General features: G+C 55.2%; 12 protein-coding genes. 4 read left to right on the top strand and 8 right to left on the bottom strand.

What is annotated here, in order from left to right; all coding sequences use genetic code 11:
- Positions 1-306: 306 nt before the first annotated feature.
- Positions 307-2,730, bottom strand: coding sequence for an AAA family ATPase (locus tag CRD18_RS11035; RefSeq protein WP_187406800.1), 2,424 nt, complete (start codon positions 2,728-2,730; stop codon positions 307-309).
- A gap of 13 nt (positions 2,731-2,743) precedes the next feature.
- Complete coding sequence (locus CRD18_RS11030; protein WP_187406799.1) at positions 2,744-4,021, bottom strand: hypothetical protein; 1,278 nt, start codon at positions 4,019-4,021, stop codon at positions 2,744-2,746.
- Between the two features lie 399 nt (positions 4,022-4,420).
- On the opposite strand from CRD18_RS11030, the gene CRD18_RS11025 reads away from it, so the two are divergent.
- Positions 4,421-5,194, top strand: coding sequence for a hypothetical protein (locus tag CRD18_RS11025; RefSeq protein ID WP_187406798.1), 774 nt, complete (start codon positions 4,421-4,423; stop codon positions 5,192-5,194).
- Positions 5,195-5,210: 16 nt separating this feature from the next.
- Here the strand turns inward: CRD18_RS11025 and CRD18_RS11020 are convergent, their stop codons facing one another.
- Together CRD18_RS11020 and CRD18_RS11015 are read right to left on the bottom strand one after the other, a co-directional pair.
- Complete coding sequence (locus tag CRD18_RS11020; protein ID WP_187406797.1) at positions 5,211-5,639, bottom strand: hypothetical protein; 429 nt, start codon at positions 5,637-5,639, stop codon at positions 5,211-5,213.
- Between the two features lie 32 nt (positions 5,640-5,671).
- Complete coding sequence (locus CRD18_RS11015) at positions 5,672-5,980, bottom strand: hypothetical protein (RefSeq protein WP_147739858.1); 309 nt, start codon at positions 5,978-5,980, stop codon at positions 5,672-5,674.
- A 226-nt stretch (positions 5,981-6,206) separates the two neighbouring features.
- On the opposite strand from CRD18_RS11015, the gene CRD18_RS11010 reads away from it, so the two are divergent.
- Positions 6,207-7,271 carry a hypothetical protein gene (locus CRD18_RS11010; RefSeq protein ID WP_187406796.1) on the top strand — a complete coding sequence of 355 codons (1,065 nt, stop codon included), beginning with the start codon at positions 6,207-6,209 and terminating at the stop codon, positions 7,269-7,271.
- A gap of 134 nt (positions 7,272-7,405) precedes the next feature.
- Complete coding sequence (locus CRD18_RS11005) at positions 7,406-8,710, top strand: WVD2 family protein (RefSeq protein ID WP_187406795.1); 1,305 nt, start codon at positions 7,406-7,408, stop codon at positions 8,708-8,710.
- Between the two features lie 547 nt (positions 8,711-9,257).
- Here the strand turns inward: CRD18_RS11005 and CRD18_RS11000 are convergent.
- Entirely contained in the window at positions 9,258-10,325 is a 1,068-nt protein-coding gene (locus CRD18_RS11000; protein ID WP_187406794.1) for a replication protein RepA, read from the bottom strand.
- 347 nt (positions 10,326-10,672) lie between these two features.
- Here CRD18_RS11000 and CRD18_RS10995 point away from each other — a divergent pair, with 347 nt between their 5' ends.
- A complete protein-coding gene (locus CRD18_RS10995) occupies positions 10,673-15,019 on the top strand; it encodes a cutinase family protein (protein WP_187406793.1) in 4,347 nt (1,448 codons plus the stop codon).
- A 61-nt stretch (positions 15,020-15,080) separates the two neighbouring features.
- Here the strand turns inward: CRD18_RS10995 and mihF are convergent, their stop codons facing one another.
- The 3 genes from mihF to CRD18_RS10980 form a co-directional block, all read right to left on the bottom strand.
- Positions 15,081-15,407 carry an integration host factor, actinobacterial type gene (gene mihF / locus CRD18_RS10990; RefSeq protein WP_242458720.1) on the bottom strand — a complete coding sequence of 109 codons (327 nt, stop codon included), beginning with the start codon at positions 15,405-15,407 and terminating at the stop codon, positions 15,081-15,083.
- 83 nt (positions 15,408-15,490) lie between these two features.
- A complete protein-coding gene (locus CRD18_RS10985) occupies positions 15,491-16,285 on the bottom strand; it encodes a hypothetical protein (protein ID WP_187406792.1) in 795 nt (264 codons plus the stop codon).
- 1,188 nt (positions 16,286-17,473) lie between these two features.
- Entirely contained in the window at positions 17,474-17,794 is a 321-nt protein-coding gene (locus CRD18_RS10980; protein WP_187406791.1) for a hypothetical protein, read from the bottom strand.
- Positions 17,795-17,943: the final 149 nt, after the last annotated feature.

The raw sequence follows: 17,943 nt of genomic DNA, 5'->3' as shown, positions 1-17,943 counted from the left end.
GTTCATGCAGTGTATGACCGACGCCCAAAATAAGGAAAAGGCCAACAGGCGCATTTCGTCCTGTTGACCTTTTCCACTCATGACAAGGGACCTAGTCCTTGCCTTCTCTGCCGCTCAATCTACAGCATTGAATTACCAACCACTACACCCCACCCCCTTCTGGGGGGCGGGGTGTTTTGATAGTCCGCCGGAGCAGTAGCGCCGCGCCAAGCGCGAGGGATCACTGAGAGCAAGCCGGCATATTGCGAAGGAGCCCCCGCAACGGCCTAGGTATGTCACGTCCCCTCGCGTTCGATACTGGTGCGGCTAAGCCGCGATGCGGTGATCGAGAGAGGTTTCACCCAGGACTTCCTGACCTTCAAAATGCGTAGCCCCCAGCGGGGATCGCACCATCGAATGCACATGTGTCGCAAAGTCCAACGCCTCTTGCGTGTGCGAGATCAGCACCACGGAGGAAAAGAGATTGTTGAGCGCCGCGAGAACGCTGCGCCGTCCCTGCTCATCCAGATAGTTGGTCACCTCGTCACATAGCACCTGTTCGGGCAGACCACCAGAGGTAAGCCGGAGAGTGATGCCGACGCGGAACGCCAGCCCGACGAGAGCAGATTCACCACCGGAGAGCACAGAGGTGCGCACGAGTCGGCCATCGGAGAGTTCAGCGCGGGGAATGAAGTCCTCGTCAAGATGGAAGGCAACGTATTCGCCACCAAAGGAGGCTAGGAGGTCGCTTGCTCCCTGGCAGATTGCCTTAGTGGATTCTGTCAGAAGTTCGCTGCGCAATGCCGCAATGGCATTGGCCTTACCTCGGGCGATAAGCGCGTCGCGTACCGCGGCTTGCTTCTTTTCCCAGCGGATCTGCGCTTCTTCGGCAGTCATCGTGACCACAGTTAAGACTGACTTCGCACTGTAGAGGCAGGAGTTCGCCTCGGAGAGCTGCTCTACTGTTTGCTGCTCTGCTGTAGCGGCGTTGACTGCTTCCTGCTCTGCCTGGTGAATTTCTTCGACTGTGGGGGCGCTGACTTCTTGGGCTGCCCGTTCAGCTTCGCGGAGAAGCTGTTGCGCGTGGCGTGCGCGTTGCATGACGGAGGTGACACGCTCCAGGAGATTGCAGGTGGCCAGGATTTCATCACGATCGGATTGGAGTTGGTGATAGGTGGTTTTGGCTTGTGCGAACAGATTTTCTGGGCGGGCGTTTGCTGGCATGTTGAGGGTTTTTGCGAGCTCAGAGAGCGAGGCATCAAGGTCGGCCTGCGCCTGAGTGTCACGTCCCCTCGCGTCTGCAGCCTGTCGTGCAGCGATCTCAGCCTTAGACATTTGCGCTTCCGCTTCCCTAATCCTTTTCTGCAGCTCACTGATTACTACCTGTGTCTTCTTTCGCTGCTGCTCCAGCTCAACGCCGTGGCGACAAACCACGTCATAGTCAGCCTGGGCCTGGTCGGCTTCTGTCTGCATTGCCAGAATCAACCCATCGACATCCTCAAGCTCATGCTGGCAGGTCGGGCAGCATGAATGTCCCTGGCCAGCCGACTGGAGAACCCCAATGGCCTTCCGCAGCCGATTGAATGCGGCTTCATGCACGCTGGCTTGGCCAAAGACAGTCCGAAGAGACTGCTCGATCTCCACATCATCAGACTTAGCTTCATCGAGTTCTTGGAGCCACTGCTGCCTAGCCGATCCGGCTTCATCGGCAGCATCAAGAGCCAGTCTTTCTGCAGCATCGGCCTTATCGACGGCCACGCTGGCAGCGTCCTTGTGAGACTTGGCCGTACGCACCCTGACAACGAGGTCGTTAATTCGCTGGATACTGGCCGACTTTCCCTCCGCGGCGCATCGCGCCTGTTCAAACGCTTCTGCGAGGTCACCGTCGATAGAAATCCCTGCCTGCCGCGCAGCGTCAGTGACTTGGGTTTCTTCTCGGCGGGCGTCATCACGTCGCGCACGAGCAACGGCGACGTTCTCGCGTGCTTTCTGCGCACCACGTTCGGCATCGCGCAAGGCTCGCACCTGAGCATCACGACTTCTTCGCAAACCGCTAACGCTTTCCAATTGGTTCTTGACCTCATCGACGCGCTGCTGGCAGTTTTCAACCTCCCGTTGGGCTTCGTTGCGCTGGTTAACAGCAACTACGGCCTCTTCTTCTGTCCCTGGCAGTGCATCAGCTTTCGACTCGGCCACTGTTGCCTGCTTGCGGGCAATATCGCGTGCCTTTGTCAGTGGCGCAATGCCGGTGTGTTCTTCGACAAGCGCCTGGACTTCAACGGGTGTGGCCTTCATCAAAGTTGCTACTTCTCCTTGCGGAATCATGGCAGCGCCAGCAAAAGCCTTTGCGGTCATTCCCAGACGTTCTTCCATCTCGCGAGTCAAAGTTCGAGCGCCGATGCCGTCAACATTTTTGCCGTTGATGCTCAGCGCGGCAAGCACTTTTTCCTTCACTCCATTTTTCGTATTGGAGCGGCGCATCCAGCGGCGCACAACGAAGACATCTTGACCATGCGTAAAGGTCACTTCTGCGCCTGCATCGGCGCGCTCGTCACTGCCGCGACGGCGTAAGTCAGCATTGGTGCCAGCATCGCCGGCATCGCCGAACAAACACCACCGCACAGCGGTAAAAAAGGAGGACTTGCCCGCTCCAAATGATCCGGTGATGGCGTGCAGTCCATCACTAGAAACGTCGAGGGTGAGTTCCTCGATGGATCGGAAATTGAATAGACGAATGGTGGTGATGCGCATAGTGACCGCTCTCCTAGTTGTTCGCGTCGGCTGATTGCAGTGACTGCAAGGTATCGGTGGTGGTTTTCACAATGGCCGAAAGCACTTCGTCGCCTTCGTCAGCGAACGCCTCTAGTGCGGCTGCAACGGTGCCGCTGCTCTGACGGCGCGTAGTGAACTCATTGGCGAAATCGAGACGAGAGAAGTCTGTGGTGGATACACAGTCGGCCATTGTCGGCCGCGCCTGCTGTGGGTGCGCATAAGGGGCTGACCAGTATGCCGCATCGGCGGCCATTGCTCGCCAATCTTTCTGACAGGAAGCCAGTGCTTGTCGCTGGGCTTGGGTTGTGTAGTCGATGACTTGTCGGATGATGACGCCACCATCGCCGGTAAGGTTTTCGGTGGCCCCATCTGAAAGTGTCACGTCCCCGAGTCGTTGCCGAACGATCCGATCAATATCGGAAACCGACTTCCCCCGAGCATCAATCGGCTCAAAGTCAATCTGCGGGCGCTGCCAAATGTAGTGCGGAATCACGCTCGTATGACCATCATCATCGACCCGCACTTCAATCCAGCCACGGCCAGCATCTTCGTCAGAAAAGCCTCGGCGAACCCCCGAACCGGTCATCCACACATCCGGCCCTGCATGGTCATCATCCGGCCCGAACCCCGGAATCGACCCCAGTGTGTGATAGTCCGACAAGATAACTGCGCTCCACGCTCGATTTGTCCACTCAACAGGGATAACCCGCTGAGCTCCATGACCATCGACCGCTCCGAACAGTCGCCCATCAGCCTCGAAAATTCCGTGCGCCACAAAGATATTCACCGCGCCAGAAACCGGCTTCGGATCAATGACAATCCCCTTGTCCCCCAACGCTGGGTCTAGGCCGTTGTGCGACACAAAGTGCAAAAACAAGTCACGATCGGCATCTGGCTGATGCACCTCATACAGGCCTGGATGTGGCCCAATCGGATGCGGGGAATCAGGGAAAACAGCCAAAGATTCTAGCTCCGCTCGCTCGATGTGAGAGACCGCAGAGACATGTGTTGACGCACCATTATCATGGTTTCCGCCATTCGTGCGACGCCAAATCGGCGTCCCCCACCGTTTACCCGCAGCCACGCGCATATCGTCAGCGCTGATAGCTTCCGCTACTGCTCGAACTGACGGATGTTCGACGTGAAAAAGATCTCCGCCATCGACAATGCCAATGACTCCTGCGTCAAGCATCTCCGAGTAAATCATTCGGTGGGCTACGTATCCGTCGTTCTCGCGGAGGTTAATACCGTCCGTATGTGAACGGTTCATTGAGCCCATTCGGTAGCCAAGGTGGCTGCATCCATGAAAACCAATTGCGTACATCTCGCGTCTCTCCTTCATGCGTTACATGCGCTGTGTGAAGAAAAGAGTTTCATGGTGTCTCTGTGGTCTGGCCGAGACTCTAGCCACCCAGATGCAAGAAAATTCTGCGGTTTATGTGTCGCATCACACTACATACATGCTGTATGTTTAGGTTGTCAGCCAAAATAATTACACTCTTGTGGTTAGCCGGAAGACCCACCATCTTCTCGGCCCTGCAAAGGGATGACACACCAAAACACCACCACTAGAAAGAAACGCTTTCAATGAATACTGCAGCTTGCTGCGGTCGAGAGCACCTTTTCTTCGCAGAAGAACTGGACTCCGCCGCTGTACGTAACGCCACCGATGCCAACGAGCTCAACACCGAACTCGAATACCTCGACCAAGCAGTCCAAGACGTCAAAACCGCACTCAACATCTGCGCCGACTGCCCACTGCTTCAATTCTGCAAGCAAGAAACAGCCAGGCTCGCAGAAAGCAACGCTGCCCCCCTGCGGTGTAGTACGAGCAGGAATCTACTGGGGATACCAAGGACGCCCCGACCCCACCCTCAACGGATGCCTCACCGCCGAAGCCTCTAGCCGGATTCAAGAGACTGCCCACGGAGAGCTCACAGAGGCCACCGTCACCAACGACGCTGGAGACGAGTTCCCAAAAACTATCAAAATCTCCTTTGGCACACAGCTGGACAGCGACGAGGCTGGCTTCATTGACGAAGATTTCACTCCCTGGGATTATTCATGGATTCCCCCACTGTCAGCTCCTATCAACGAAATCGCAGTCCAAGCCGCACTCAGCCAAGACCCGCACCGCCCCGTGGTTACCGAGCGGTGGCTCGCACTTAACCATCACCCCATCACTCCAGAGGCTCTCCGCGCCGAAGTGCTCACTGACGCGGACGTTTGCGAGGTTATCCGCCGAGCAGACGCCACCGGCATTGCTACAAGGCGGGTGTCTTCGATTCTCCGCATGAAGTGGGACTTTGTTCAGCGCCTCCGTCAACAGCTCGGCGTAAGCATTCCAACTGACGCGCTCGCTGAACAGACGCCAGTCACCGTGGAAAACTTTGATGCGCAGTGGCAAGAAGCCTCCCCGTGGCAACAACTTGCACTGCTCTAGCCTCCTCGAAGGAGGGCTATCCGACTTCCACTAGCCCAGGAAGGTCAATGCTCGCCGACTGTAGTGGCTTCGCAAGCACTTGCACTGCATGATGGGCCGTGCTGTTAAGTAAATCTTTGAAGGCGTAGGCGTACATCACACCAACTAGGTACTCCAGCAAGGGCGGATTGAATCTGTAAAGCCAGTCTTGCTCTACGTCATCAAGAACGGACATACTTCGCGGAAGTGTTTTTCTGCGATCGTCGGCATTGCCGTAGTGATGCGCAATAAGGTCGTGCAGACGCTCCGCTGCAATACGGACGGATACCTCTTTCGCAGCGACAGCTGCCTCAAGTTGATTCATTACGTCATCGCTCATATCCAGCAGGAGCTGATACGCCACTTCAATGCGCGATGCTGTTTCGGAGTCCTCCTGGCAAGACTCAGCCGGCGACTTGCTCTCCATCTTGAAAAGTGAGTCCTAACTGTACGAAACCTCTAAAGGTTCAGAGCCTCGTTGATAACATCTCCGGCTACGCGAAGCGCCTCAAGATGCTCAGCCCGGTCATCTGTTTCAGGAAGAGACTCAACAAGAGTGCGGTGGCGTTCGATGTTCCGCGCGGCCTTTTCAAGCGATTCTCGCTCCACCCAATTGTTCTTCGCCAGCTCGGCAGTATCTCGCGACATCTCACGAATTTCATCCGTCAATGGCTTGGTCAACGCACTAATTCGCTTGGAATTGTTGACCTCCTTCAGGATGTCTACTTCCGTCTCGTCAAAAGCAACTGCCGTCATTGACCGAGCCATAACAACTTCTCCTTAGGTGTTCTGATTGCGATTGGTATTCAACACCCTAAAGGAGCGCCGCTTTCCCATGATTACCTGCGCGAATGGAACTTCTATTAAGGACTCCATAGAAGGGAAGCGCTCATGGCTTACGCTGTGGGCATCCCTGCGAAAGCAGGAGACAGAACACCATGCACCGAACTGAAAGGAGATGGGGAGACCATAGATATTGGCCCCCAGATCATCAATGCGCATCTCTAAGCCCTACTATCGCCTCGTCACTTTTTCCCTCGGCGCTGCAGCAGCTTCCCTTGCCGCCGCAGGCATCGCCAATGCGGCTCCTGGCGAACAGCCGGGACTGAACTCCACCGCCCAGGAGGCGCCGTCGAAGCCGACTGAGCAGAAGACTCAGCCAGGCCTGGAACCGAGCACCAGCACCGAAGCACAGGAACCGCAGGAGCAGGCCCCGCAGACCTCGATTGAGGCAGCGCCGTCGAAGCCGACTGAGCAGAAGACTCAGCCAGGCCTGGAGTCGAATACCAGCACTAACGTCCAGGACACTTCCACACCTGAGCCGCAGCAAAAGGCTCCGACTTCGAATCAGGATGTACAGACCAAGCCGACTGAGCAGAAGACTCAGCCAGGCCTGGAACCGAGCACCAGCACCGAAGCACAGGAACCGCCAGCGGAAGAAAAGCAGGCCTCTGAGCCGCAGCAGAAGGCCCCGGCACAAACCGAGCAGAAGGCTCCCGCTCAGGAGACTGCTCCGGCGCAGGCCGAGCAAACTCCAGCTCCAAAGCAGCAGGCCCCAACGCAGCAGCAGGAATCCTCGGCGCCGGTACAGCAGCAGGCCCCTGTCCAGGAGACTGCGCCAGCACCGGCACAGCAGAAGCAGGAAACCGTCACACAGCCCGCAGCACAGGAGCAGAAGGCCCCGGCACAGACCGAGCAGAAGGCTCCCACTCAGGAGACTGCGCCAGCACCGGCCGAGCAGGAAGCCCAGGAAGACTCCACCATTGATAACAGCGGTCTACCCCAGCTCCCGACCACTCCGAGCGTCACTGTCAGTATCGAAGCTGATGCTTCTTGGGATACCCCGAAGACCTCTGGCAACGCTTCCTTTGCGAACACCACAACCCTCTCCCCGGCGGGCATTAACTCCAGTCAAACCGATATTCAGGTTGACACCGCTGAACGCCAGGTAGATGCCTCTGTTTCCAGCGAAGGAACTGCAGTCCAGGCAGATGTCTCCACAACCTCGGAAACCACGACAGTGGAGGCAGGGTTCGCCACTGAGAGCACTCAAAGCTAACCAGCCCTACTGCTGCGAAGACCAGCGAGTAAGCGGGCGCCTTTTACAGTGAAGACGCCCCAAAACACCAGGCGGGGAAGCATCTCACCATGAGATGTGCCCCGCCTTTTTCACACCACACGAAGGAGCGCACAATGTCTAACGAGTTCCCAGGCGACGAGTGGGATCAAGACGGATTCGAGTCCTTCTCGGGATTCGACGAAGAAAACGATGACGGATTCGAAGAGTTTGAAGCTGCTTCCTTCGGCGATCCGGTCGCTGACGAAATACGCAACGACGACTCGCAGCAGCCAACCGAACCTGTCACGTCCCCGATTATCAAATCGGCAACGCCCGCGGCCGACAATAACGACTCTTTAGATCATGACGATGACGCTTCCTTCAATGCGGGCCCCAGGATTACGAAGATTGAGACCGAGGAAGAAGACTTCGTTCCGGTTACCTACAATGACGAAGATTTCGACGATATTGTTCTCTCTCCAACGGCTTTCCGCGCTCCGATGGCGTCATCTGTGCTGACTGCTACCACTGCCAAAGCCGCCAAGGGGCGATCTAAGGGAATAGACATTGCCAAGCTTGATGAAAAGGCGCAGCGTAAGGCTTCTCAGCCACTAGTCAATGAGCAAATGAAGCAGCAGGAGAAAAGCGCGAAACAGCAAGAGCGGGAGGCGAAGAAGGAAGAAAAGAGGAAGCAGCTCAGGCAAGAGCGAATTGATAAAGAGCAGCAGCGCAAAAAGAAGCAGGAAGAACGTAAACAAAAGCAGCGTCTCCGCAAGCTAGAGGCGCAGAATAGAGAAGGAGCTAACTCTGAGACGAAGCCCGGTAATTGGCGCCGTAGAGCGGTTGTAGGCGTTGCTGCAGTCGCCACGGCCGCAATTATGGTGCCTAGCGGAATGAAGCTCTACTCCGTAGCTCAAGGAGCGTTTTCCCAGGAGGAAACAAGCATTTCCATGCCGTCTGGGGGTGCTGAATCAAGCGGCACACAGTCTTCCCCACTGACAAACTCCAGCGCCCCGACTTTGGCGCCGCAGGATAGTTTCGACAGTTACATTGCAGAACGTTGCCAAGAAGCAACGAGTAGCGGCGAGACTACAACACGTGCCAATGGCGACGGATCGACACCAGTCGAGGCGATTAAGGGATTCAACTACGCCTACTTCACGTTGAGAGACGCACAAGCGGCTTCCGAGTTCCTGGACTCATCCATGTATAAGTCGGTTGCGAGCCTTCAGGAAGGCATTAACCATCCTGACAATGGCGATGGATACTGCCTTCATATCCAGGATTCGGAATCTAGCACCTTTACAGTCAGCGTTATTGAGTTTGTGAAGCCCACCTCTGAAGGGCAAGATCCTCAAATGTGGAAAACGGATCAGACTGTGACTGTTAAGCAGAACGGAAACAAGTGGGTTATTTCAGGCCAAGAGATTACTAGTTAATTGAATGGCTGAATTTTCAAGGGCATCAGATAGTAGTCTGGTGCTCTTTTTCTTTATTGTTTTGCACTATCCATTCTGAGAATGGAGCGCTGTTCCCATGACAGCTCGTTAGGCAAGGCACCAAAGGTGCCGCGGCAGCACAACGAGCGAAGCGAGGCGTGAGCTAAAAACCTGAACTTGTGGATAACTTCTACCTAGAAAGCTGCCTGTGGATAACTTCACGCCGCATATTGTTCTTAATGAACATATTGTATATTGGTCCAAGGCATTTATCTGTTGTGACCTGCTGTTTTGATAGTATGCGTGTGTCCAAAGTACACGGATATGTGTCCAAAGTACACGGATATGTGTCCAAAGTACACACTATATGTGTCCAAAGTACACACCGGGCTTGAGCGCTTAGGGGTGATGTGTCCAAAGTACACACCAGCGTTTTAGCGATGTGCTCCCTACAAGCATTTAGAGATGAGGATTGTGAAGGTGTTTTTCTCGACATAAAAAATCGGCCTTGGGTGCAAAATTCACCAAGGCCGATTAATGTGTCTTTTTAATCTTTATTCTCGATTTCAAGTGGGTCTACCGAGGCATTGAAAGGCAGGATTGTCAGTTTTGATGCTTCACTGATTACGCGAATCTCTGGATAAACTTCGCGCACTTTATTGAGGGCCTTATCGAATTTTCTTCTGAAATCGCGTCGGTCGCTGGGAGTAATCTCGTGTCCATTGTAGGAAGTGCCGAACTGAGCCATGACATCATCCCAACGCAGCGACAGGAACTTCTTGTTCGCGTACCCGTGCTGCGTGAGCCACAGATAAATATCAATCGCCATCGGACTTGCCTGAACGTGGCGCAAGATGCGCTTATCGTAGGGGAAATAGCGCTCCCTCAAGAGCTCAAAGAACGCCGAAGATAGCTGAATCGACGAGTCCAACATCGAGGTAGTGGACTCCGACGTAGCGGAATCTTTTCCTGACCAGTAGAGCTCTAACTTCTCCGAAACCAGCGCTGACGCTTGCTTGTGGTAACTCTTACCGTCTGAGTGGCCAGTTTCCTCAATGAGGAATGTGGTGTGGCTTAGACGCTTGATTTGTTCAATGAGCTGGCTTGCCGACCTGCCACTGATAGAAATTCCGACCTCTTTCATAAAAGATCGGAGGCTTGAGCCAAGGTTAATTTCCTTCTGACGCGGATCCGCGTCAGAGTACTTGGCGTAGTTGGAAATAACTTGTTCTGTAAGCCACAGCAAAACAAGACGTGGGTATTTACCGTATGGCAAGCCACCTGAGCCTGTAGCGGTGACGTAGAGCGTCTGGTTGCCGTTTTTTACGACAATCTGGTTGGTTTCAACCTTGCGGTACGGCAATGTCATCCGCGTGAGGTAAGGGTTAGCGAAACCAATTTCTGGCCGCGTCTTCTCAGGCGTGTTCTCTGGCGACGAAGATGGGCGCGGCGAATCGTCGCGCTCCTCTCCGAAGTTTGCAGGAACACTCATGCTGAAAAGCCCTTCTAGCGCGGAACCGATTTCACGGTCGCGATCGTTTTGCGAGTTGTGAGATGACATGAACGAACTTTCGGTGTGTGGTGGTTTGGTGTAGGTCGCGAAGGTGTGCTCCACGTGGTGTGTGTGGAACCTTCGGTGGTGGTGACCCGGTTTCCGTCTACGTTAGCAGGCCAAAACATTAATCTGGCCGATAAATAGCAGATGGAACATTGCGCGTTGGCTGAATGGGGAAGATTTTACTCCCTCGGAGAAGGTCAAGAGTTCCCTGGTCGGCCCGCAAGTTGTCATTATTCCTGCAGGTTACGGGTGGAAATGTGCGGATTTAGAGGCGAATTTGGTAGCACTGCGCTGATATTCTCAGTGGTGTCATTCACGCGCCAAAAATTACTTTCACCAAGTCTCTACTTTTTGGGCGTGGCTGGCCGGAACACCATGCTCAACCACCACACGAAAGGACAGCGATGTCTACGACCAGGCGCACAATGTTGCGCTCACTGGCTGCGACGGCAGCGTTTTCGCTCATAGCCGCTGGCTCTGCCAGCCCTGCGACGGCACAAGTGCCAGCTCTGCCGGACGTTAGCTCACTTATTCCCGGTGTGACCTCACTCCCAGATATTCCAGGTGTGGGATCGACAGCCGGCGGCAATATTGACCCCACTAATCTCACTGGAGCTGTTTCGAGTGGTCTTGGCACGGCAGCGGATGCTGCAGGCCAGGTCATTCCTGGCGCAGGTGGCCTTACTCCTCCAGATGAAGCTGGCGCCAAGGAGTCTACAAACCCTGAATGTGCGCCACTGATGCTGGTTGCAGTGCCGGCTACAGGCGGTATTAGCCCAGATTGGGATCCGAACCGTCCCGTGGGGCTAATTAACTCGCTTGTATCTCCGCTACGGGCAGAATTGGGTGACAAGCTTTCCGAGACCTACATCAACTACCCTGCCGATTTGGCAATTAAGGGAACCTCTTACCGGAAGTCCGTTGAGTATGGCGTCTCAAAGGCAATTGCCACCATTGAGGATGCACAGGCACGATGCAGCGACTCAAAGGTCATCCTCGCGGGATTCTCTCAGGGCGCGGAGGTGTCAGGAGATGTAGCGACGCTGATTGGTAATAAGCAAACGTCGATTGATCCTGACTTCATTGCATCTGTACTGCTGTTCTCTGACCCTAAGCGTGCTGATGGCGCTCCGGTATTGCCGGATACCTCTTCGGATACCCCTAAGATGCCCGCAGAAGTCAGCAAGGCAGTCGGCAAGATGGCAGAAGATCCATCGCTGGCTCAGTTGCAGATGACCGCCTCCGATATTGGTGGCTTGGCGTCGATCTTGTCGGGTGACGATACAAGCGATAAGAAGAACTCCAAGACGGACAGCTCCGGTTCGAAGAACTCTTCTTCCTCGACTTCTACGACCTCTTCTACCCCGTCGAATGGCTCATCCACGTCATCTAGCTCGGCCCCATCCTCGACTTCCTCTTCCGAGGAAAACAACGAGACCGGTAGTGGCGCTCTTGAAGGACTCAGCGGTCTGCTCGGTGGTGGTTCTACCGAGAACTTGAACTCTGCTCCTGCCGCGCGCACTGTCACCATTGAGCGCATTGCAGACCAGAAGCCAGATACCAAGCAACTCGGGTCACGCGAGAAGCTCTACACAATGGGCGTGTTTGGAAAGACCAAGTGGAACGAGCTTGGTGAGCGTTGCTCTGGTGAGGCTGCAGACAAGGCTCTAGAAGAGGCGTCCAAGGATCGCAGCGCGGAAGACAAGAAGTTGACCGTGGCTGACATGCAAGACTGCCTCAAGGACATCTACCCGGAGGATTCATCTGACTATGAGGTCAAGATGGTCTCCGACGATGACCAGAAGCTGCTGCAGGAAAACTTCGACAAGTGTGAAGCCCTCAATGCCGAGGCCTGCCTGGCTCTCTCCCGCGAGTACAAGTACGTCGAAGGCGATGAAGCACGTGATGGAGCACGAGGGGTTATCCGTAAAGGAAATCTGGCCGTCAACCCGCCAGTGCCTCCAGTCATCGTGACAATGAACACTGACAAGATGGACGATGTAACCATCGGCGACGGTGAAGTCTGGGCGAATAAGGAAAATGAAAAGACTGCCCGCGCCCAACTGAGTGCCTATGCAGCAATCACGGCTACCTCTGGCACTGACCAGTACATCGTGCCCCCGAACGTTGACCGCACGATGTTCAGCGAGTTTTTGGGAAATACCTACCGTCATGGTCTCTGCGGCGAAGATACCTACTCTGAGTGCGCCAAAAAGTTTGATACAACTGCAGGCCCAGCTGCTCTCTTGGCGCTCTCCAGGGCCGTCCCCGATCCTGCACCTGCAGAAATCGAGGAAATGAGGCAGGCAATCCCAGGAGGGAACCTCGCTGAGACTGCGTGCGCAGACAAGTCGGCTGCTGACTGTGCGGCAACGGGCGCAGGCGAAAACCCAGAAGTTAAGACACTGCCGGATGCTCAGATTCAGCAGGTTGCCGAAACGAAGAAAATGGAGAAGCCTGATTCCGAGTCCGCTACGGATGAAAAGGAAGAGTCGGCCAATGACAGCGATACTTCCGCCGCTGGCGAACCGACCGATGCTAACGAATCAACCGATGAAAGCACTGCCGATGACGCCGGTGCTGCAGATGATAAGGCAACTGCAGACGCTGAAAACAAGTGCTCGACCGTCGCGCACATCGGTGACTCCCTTAGCGATCCCATTCGCGATGAACTAACTAAGGCTTACACCGACGCAGGTGCAGACAAGGTGGTCATCAACGCAAATGGTGGCCGCGCATTTGCTTGGGCCGGCGGCGGCAACAGTGACCCTGGCAACGGCATGGAGGCTATCGAGGCAGTCAAGAAGGAACTTGGCGCTGATGCAGCTGACGCCTGCTGGGTGCTTGCTTTGGGGACAAACGATGCCACTGCCGGCGCTGACGATGCGGCGACCGTTAAGAAGGCGCTTGGCGCAATCGACGAAAAGGCCACAATTTTCTGGCCTTACGTTTACTCCCGTGGAGCGGGCATACTGCCGGCAGATAAGGTCAACAGTTTCAACACTGCTGTTTATGATGCCGCAGAGACGGATACCCGCGTTATTCCTGTGCGCTGGGCAAACGGCCAGGAAGACGCCAAGTACCTTGGCTCCGATGGCATTCACCACAGCGCTGAGGGCAAGGCCGCTTATGTTGCTGCGCTAGGTGAGGCCGTCGCCGAGGGCAAGGTAGATGGCAAGGTTAGCGCAGAAGAAAGCTCTGAAGAGGATTCCAGCGCAGCGGATTCTTCCTCGGAAACTCCGTCTGGATCCAGCTCTTCTTCTAAGTCTTCTTCGGCGGCGTCGGAGGACTCCTCCACTTCCGATACAGAAAGCGAGACATCTTCCGAGACCTCGACTGACGCCTCTTCGGCGGCATCGGGGGAAAGCGAGGAATCGGACTCTTCTTCTGAAGAGACCACATCCGGTCTGGGTGGCTTGCTCGATAGCGAAGACAGCGACGACGAAGAATCGTCCGGCAACTCCCTGTCAGACGCTTATGCTCAAACTTCCGACGATGACGAAGACAGCGACGAAAGCACTGAGGCTTCTACAGAAAAGAAGGCTGATGATGAAGCTGTTCCAGGCCTTAAGCCAGTGACCGCAAAGCCTGCCCCAGGTGGCGGTTTGACTGGCCAGCGCGATCAGGACTTCGGTGAGCTCGCTGGTACAGTCGCCAGCTTCTGTGCTCCAGGAGACATTTTCTGTGACCTCCCAGAAGACTCCCAGCTTGCTCGCGATCTCGCAGCCATTGGAACGAGCGTGAAGCTTCCTGGCGGCATTGGTCAGGTTCTCGAAGGTGATGAGCGCATGATTGGCGTCATGGCCATCGAGGCCGTCAACTATGTCGCAGAGCTCACCGGTCTGCCAGAAACCAAGATTTCGCCAGAATCAATGAACACTCTTGTTCGGTTGGCGGCAGGTATGACGATGGTCGCTGCTGGCGGTGGCCTCGCGGCCGGCGGCATGGCCGCTACCGCAGCAGCGCCTGCGCTTGCAGCTGGTGGCGGTGCGATTACTAGCGCGGCTGGCCCAGCAGGTACTGCGGTTGGCGCAATCGCCGGCGCTGGTATCCCGATGGTCGCTGGTGCTGCCTCCACTGTTTCCGCTCCCTTGATTAGTCAGGGTATGAAACTACTGACGGAAGCGGCCGCAGAGCTGCCTAACGTCCTGCCGGAAGTAGCTGCACAGATTCAAGATTTGCCGGCTATTCTGGCGGCATTGCCTCAGGCGCCGGAAGAACTGCTGAAGAATACGGGAGCAGATCAACTTGTGGGGCACCTGGCGCAAGGATTTACTGGCGCTGGCCTTGGTGACATCACACAGGTTCTGTCCATGCCTCTGTCCTCTCAGTCGCTGCTTCAGTCGCTGGCAACCGACAACGGCGGCTTGTTGAAGCTTGCAACCAACCCCAAGTATTGGGTCAACATTGGGCACAGTGAGGTTGGTTTCCGAGGTCTCCAGATCAATGAGGAGCAAAGCTCCTGGGATTGGTCGCAGGACTGGATTAATGTTCTTGGTAGCGTGATTCATGGAGAGGCCGCAGTAGACGTCAAGACTGATGAGGAAGATTCTTCGGAGGAATCCTCATCGGAGACATCGACTTCGGATGAGACTTCTTCCTCCGCAACTTCCGAACCTAAGGATTCGGAGTCTTCGTCGAAGTCATCTGAGCCGTCTGAGTCATCCTCGCCGAGCTCGTCGAGTGAGCAGACCAGTGAATCGAACAAGCCCTCGCTGGGCGATCCACTAGCTGGTTTGCCACAGGCATAGTCAAACATTAAGCAAAAAACCGCCGTACCAAGAATCGGTACGGCGGTTTTTCGTGTTTCTATCAGCGGCTCGCACAGAAAGCCCGCATCGCTTCTACCTGGCGTGGGCCAAGTCCGCGCAGTCGGCGGTCGGCGGAGCACTGGACGTAATCTTCGATGACAGTCTGGGCTCGGGCGGTACCGACCTTTGGAAGAGCGCGAAGGAACTCCATGACCTTCATCTTGGAAAGTACATGGTTGGACAACGCCCTATCCAGGCCGTCAGCCGGGCTGACCGTTCCTGCGGCTAGTTCCTCCTTGAACTTTGCGCGCTCTCTGCGTGCCTCAGCGGCGGTTTTCAGGGCTTCCTTGCGCTGATCTTCGGTGAGGGCCGGCGGGCTAATTTGCATGGTGTTTTCTCCTCGTGGAAGTAGGGTGTGGTGTTTGGGCATCAATATATCGGAGGGGCGTTTCCCTCTGGCCGTGGGTTTTCCTATAGCGGCGGTGTGAGTGTGTAGGCCGTGCGGATGCCGTAGTCGGTCATAACCGAGTTCTCTGAGACTCCGACAAGGCCCGCGTGGATTGCATAGAGGACTGCTGTGACCACGCGGGAAGCATCAGGAGTAAAGGAGTGGTCAACCGTATCGGCGGCTTCGGAGATATATCGACGGGCTTCTGTGGGGCTGATGCTTTTTACGAAGGCTTCCCCGTCTCCTTCGATCTGCAGTGGGGGAAGTGTCTTTGCAGCTTCCTGCAGCTCTTTTGGCAAGGTGGCTGCTGCTGGCGTTGAGCTCAGGCCAAGGCACCGTCCGTCTGCGATTGTGAGGTGACTCAGCTGCGGATGGGTGGTGGCGTGGCCTGGAGTGCTCTCTGGCCAAGGGCTATTTCCTGCCGAGCCGTCGAAGCACAGAGTGAAGTTATTGTGTCCGCCAACAGTGACAGAAGGTGCGAACGCGGGAAGGGCTGTGCTTGATGCGAGCTTTGTGCAGGCAGGGGTAATGTCTTTCCCCACTGTCACAATTGGGCTGGTTCGTAGTCGCCGTGCGTAGGTGGCGCAAAGTCGCGTGGTGGGGTCTACTGGATCACCATCGGGATTGTCCAGCGGGCCGTATGAGTCAATCCAGGATGAATAATGGGGGTCATTCGGCACTCCTGGTGTGGTTCCGGTGTGTTGGCCGCGGACTTGCTCGGTGAATCTTGTCATGGCTATGGCTTGCGGGGTGGCGAGCCATTCTGCCGTTTTGAAGATGGCGTTGATGCTTTTTGCTGCGAATGCTGGTGTGGTCATACCAAGAGTGTCACATGGGGCTGCTTACGGGATGGCCGAGAGTGTCGGGGGTAGTTGGGGGAGAAAAGCTAAGGGTTTTATTGACCCCGTTCGTGGGGTTAGGAACGTACTAGTCTGCCTATTGGCGGGGGTGGCCTGTGGGTCGTTTTTGTGACGGGAGTTACTTTGCTGGCATCGCGAAACGGCAAGGAAAAAGATTGGGATGTTTTCATAAACGTGGAAGTGTAACGGTAAAAGGCGCTTGGGTTGGAATTGTCGTGACTCTATAAACTGGGGGCTCATTAGGGAACTTTTCATCTCGAACGCATAACGAGATGTAAAAAATACACAACAACCTATGTGGATATATATAAAAAAGCGGAGGGGGTGGAGGGGGGTTTACAGAAGTCATGCGAATGCATCGGCGCAACAAAATACATAAACAAATGCAGACATCCCATCAATGGGTGGGGGTGAGAGGTACTTAATGAACCCCTTATAAAACAGGCAAAACCGTTAATATAGTCGCCAACACCACCTGACGTGAGAGGCACCACATTCCACGTCGCCACGCGAAAGATGTCTCAATAAACATAAAGAGACCCCGTGGGACACCACATCCCACGGGGTCAAGCAAGCTTCGAAAAATCGAAGCTCACCAAAACACCATGCACATACCCGTAAGGGGTATTGCGCATAATCCACACGAAAGCAAAAGCTATCATGTCAGCGACGGGCACCACCCCGACGCGAACTTAATGCTACCGCCCAGTGTTAAATTTTATGTGTAATCAACCCCATCCGGCGTGGTAGCCAAATGGATACCCCCAGCGTGGGGGCGTTTTGGGCGGGGGTGAAATTATTGCCGTGCTGCCCGTGCATATGAGGACTGTAACCTGCGGCTTACCTTCAAAAGCTCCTGTTTAGAAGTGCTGTCAAGGACTCGCCACATCCTTGGCCCGACAAACGCCCCAAGGACAAAGCGACCCACGATATACCGGCAATAGTCACTTCGAAGAGCCTCGTCGGTAGCGATCTTGTAGGAATCCAGCATGTCGAGTCCCCTACTGCGGGCCCACTGACGGCGAACTGCGCCATCGAACTCTAAAAACGTTGGAATGCGAACGCCTTGGTCGAAAGCTCCATCCTGAATGGCCTCCTGCAGCTGAGTATCAGAGAGATTAATTGGTGTTCTACGCTGCTTCCTCATTACGACTCCTGGAGAACGGTCTTGTCACGCAGCAACCGATCAATCGCCCGTGCCATTGCGGCCGCGTCTGTCATCGAGGGGGCCTTCGCAGAAAAGACCTTGCCGTCAGAACAACTCCGACCTGCCTTCCACTGAACTGGGTCAACCAATCGCGCCAGCAATACGCCATCACAGCGCAGCGTGACTTCCCAAGACATCTTTCGAGCCGAAGGGATTAACAGAGCCTTATTCTCCTCCCCCGCCCAGCTAGTCAAACAGCTGTGCTTGCTGCGGCGCTTTCGAATCTCTGACTGCACTGGCTTCTTGAACGCAATGAGCATGGTGCCCTCCTTTGAGAAACCCCAAATCACTCTGGGGCGTAGCGGGTGGTGTTGACATCAGCATTCAAGGTGGCTTTTTAATCTGGCCGAGTCGTGTAAAAACGAACCCGAGTCATAAGCAAATCACCAGGAAAAGGCGCATAAAAAGT

This window comes from Corynebacterium sp. LK31, from assembly GCF_014335015.1.
GTDB classification, from domain to species: Bacteria; Actinomycetota; Actinomycetes; order Mycobacteriales; family Mycobacteriaceae; genus Corynebacterium; species Corynebacterium jeikeium_D.
Note: the sequence above shows the minus strand (reverse complement) of the source record. Positions and strands in the feature narration are given on the sequence as shown.